The 3,256-nt window shown below is 63.5% G+C and carries 3 protein-coding genes; all 3 read right to left on the bottom strand.

All coding sequences use genetic code 11. The features are described 5' to 3' along the window. Window positions 1-450, bottom strand: a 450-nt coding sequence (locus VGD20_RS08775) for an adenosine deaminase family protein (RefSeq protein ID WP_414714561.1), incomplete at its 3' end; no start/stop codon positions are given. Beyond that, window positions 447-1,361 (bottom strand): xanthine dehydrogenase accessory protein XdhC, encoded by a 915-nt coding sequence (gene xdhC / locus VGD20_RS08770; protein WP_331134078.1) that lies wholly within the window; start codon window positions 1,359-1,361, stop codon window positions 447-449. The genes xdhC and VGD20_RS08775, both read right to left, overlap by 4 nt. After that, a partial coding sequence (xdhB, locus tag VGD20_RS08765) for a xanthine dehydrogenase molybdopterin binding subunit (protein WP_331134077.1) occupies window positions 1,354-3,256 on the bottom strand: 1,903 nt, incomplete at its 5' end. The genes xdhC and xdhB, both read right to left, overlap by 8 nt.

The raw sequence follows: 3,256 nt of genomic DNA, 5'->3' as shown, positions 1-3,256 counted from the left end.
AAGGGCCGCTTCTTCGTCGAGATGGCGCAGGAAGCACAGGATGAGTTCCGAGGTTAGGCCGAAACGATCGCGAGCTTCCTGCATGCCGGCGAGCAGGCCTGACGCGACCACGCCGAAGGGAATGCCGCGGTCGGTGTGGGTCTGGGGATCAAAGAATATCTCGGCATGGCGGACATTATCCGCATGCGCGCGCTCAAAATAAGCCACCGCCAGATCACGGAAATCCTCTTCGGTCTGCAGCACGCCCGCGCCCGCATAATAGATGTCGAGAAAATCCTGCAGCCGTGAGAAGCTGTAGGCTACCCGAATTTCATCGACACTCTGGAAAGGGATTTCGATCTTGTTACGCCTCGCGAGCGCGAACATCAGTTCGGGCTCGAGACTCCCCTCGATATGGAGATGGAGTTCGGCTTTCGGCATCGCCGAAATCAGGGCGTTATGAGGGGTCATTTGGCGTCTCCGGGTTGCGGGGAACAAAGTCGCAGCAATTGCGCCACGACGGCGATGGCGATGACATCCGGTTCATTTCCGTCGATGCCCGAGATACCGATCGGGCACGTCAGCCGCGCGCGCGCGGTCTTGTCGAAGCCATCGGCGGCGAGCCGCGACAGAAAGCGGGCTCGCTTCGTCTTCGACCCGATCAAGCCGATGAAGGCAGCCTCGCTATTCATCGCGGCAACCACCAGGCGATAGTCGAGGCCATGATCGTGCGTCAGGATCAGCACGATCGTCTCACTGTTCCCGTCGCGTACGCAATCTGTGATCGCCTCATCGGCAACGACCGTCACGCCGTCGGCATCCATCTCGGTGCGGGTGTCGAACCAGGCCAATGAAAAGGGCAGACCCTGCAGCGCCCGGGCAATCGCCTTGCCGACATGGCCCGCGCCGAAGAGCTGGACTTGCCGTGACCGCGGGCGGCCGAGCTCGACAAATTGCGCCGGACGTTCGCCGCGCGCGCGAAGCGATGATGGCGGCGCATCGGTCGGCGTTCTGACCACGCGGTCCGCTTCGAAACGCACCGCCACATTCTCGTCCGCCTTGAGGCTGTTGGCCCACTCCATATCGTCGAGATGCTCAATCAGCAGCCGGACCCGGCCGCCGCAGCATTGCCCAAGAAGCGGGCCAAGCGGATAGTCCTGCACCCTCCATGTCCCGGAGGGATAGGACAGGATCGTGCGGGCCTGATCGATCGCCTGATGCTCCAGCCGGCCTCCGCCAATCGTGCCGACGATCGCGTCGTCGGTAACGATCATCCGCGTACCCGCACCCCGCGGCGCCGATCCCTCGGTTGCGAGCACCGACACCAGCGCAGTGCGCCCGGCGGCGAGCGCCGCCTTTGCCGGGGCGATCCAGTCAGCCACCGCGCGCGCGCAATTCGGCAATAGCTCCGAGAATATGCTCGGGTGTGGCGGGCGCATCGAGCGCCGCCAGTCCTCTGCCCGGAACGGCGGCGGAAACCGCTGCGGTCAGCGCCGACAATACCGAAATCGCGAGCATGAACGGCGGCTCGCCGACGGCCTTCGATCGGTGGATCGTGGGCTCGCTGTTGCGTCCTCGCTCCCACAGGCGAATGTCCATCCGTGGCCGGTCACTGGCGGTCGGAATCTTGTATGTGGACGGCGCGTGGGTCAGCAGCCGGCCATCGTCCGCGAACACCAGCTCTTCGGTCGTGAGCCAGCCCATTCCCTGGATGAAGGCACCTTCGATCTGACCGAGGTCGATCGCCGGATTGAGCGATCGCCCGACATCATGGAGGATGTCGACGCGGAGGACCTTATGCTCCCCCGTCAGCGTATCGATGACAACTTCGCTGCAGGCCGCGCCATAGGCGAAATAATAGAAGGGGCGGCCGTGATGCCGCGTGCGGTCGTAGTGAATTTCAGGGGTCGAATAGAAACCGCTGGCAGCGAGCGATACACGGCTCATGTGCGCAAGCTGGCAGACCTCCGCGAACGGCATGACGAGATCGTTCGCGACAACGCCCTCGGGCGTGAAGCGGACATCCTGTGCTGCCACGCCATGCCGTTTGGCGATCATATCTGCGAGACGATCGCGGATCTGCATCGCAGCGTTTTTCGCCGCCATGCCGTTGAGATCGGTGCCCGAGGAAGCGGCGGTGGCAGACGTGTTGGGCACCTTGTCGGTCCGGGTGGCGGTGATCCGCACCCGGTCCAGCGGCACCGCGAAAATATCTGCCACGACCTGCCCGACCTTGACATAGAGTCCCTGCCCCATCTCGGTCCCGCCATGGTTGAGCTGGATCGAACCATCGGCATAGACGAGGACCAGCGCGCCGGCCTGATTGAGGTGCGTAGCGGTGAAACTGATCCCGAATTTGACCGGCGTCAGCGCAATCCCCTTTTTGAGGACCGCATGCTCGGCGTTGAACGCCTCGATTTCGGCGCGGCGTTCGGCATATCCGCAGCGCGCGGCGAGATCCGCGATCAGTTCGGGCGCGATATTGTCGGCAACCGTCATGCCGTAGGGCGTCACATCACGCCCCGGTGCGTAGAGATTGGCGCGGCGCACGGCGAGCGGATCGATACCGAGATGGGCCGCGATCGCGTCCATCACGCGCTCGATCCCGACCATGCCCTGCGGCCCGCCGAACCCCCGAAAGGCGGTATTCGAGACCGTGTTGGTCCTGAAACGATGGCTCACGATCTCGACGACCGGCAGCCAGTAGCAATTATCCGAATGAAACATCGCACGGTCATTGATCGACGCGGACAGATCGGCGCTCATTCCGCAACGCGACGCCAGATCGAGCCGGATGGCCTCGATTCTCCCGGCATCATCAAAAGCCACATCATAGCCGATGACAAAATCGTGGCGCTTGCCGGTGATGACCATGTCGTCGTCGCGGTCATAGCGCATTCGCGCAGCGCGCCCGGTTAGCGTAGCGACAAGTGCGCACGCCGCCGCTGGCGCCGTCGCCTGTGTTTCCTTGCCGCCAAACCCCCCGCCCATTCGCCGGACTTCAACCGTGACATCTGCGCTCGGGCGACCAAGCAGATGTGCGACGAGATGCTGGATTTCGCTGGGGTGCTGAGTGGAGGAGAAGATGTGGACCTGTCCGTCCTCTCCAGGCCGCGCCTCGGCGATCTGGCCTTCGAGATAGAAATGATCCTGTCCGCCGATTTCGATCGCGCCCGAAATCCGACGTGACGCAGCGGCGAGTGCCGATTCGACGTCGCCGCGGCGCATGACCTGCGCAGGTTCGATCACAGTCCCGCTGGCCCGCGCCTCGGCGATG

The organism is Sphingopyxis sp., assembly GCF_036402335.1.
GTDB lineage: Bacteria > Pseudomonadota > Alphaproteobacteria > Sphingomonadales > Sphingomonadaceae > Sphingopyxis.
Note: the sequence above shows the minus strand (reverse complement) of the source record. Positions and strands in the feature narration are given on the sequence as shown.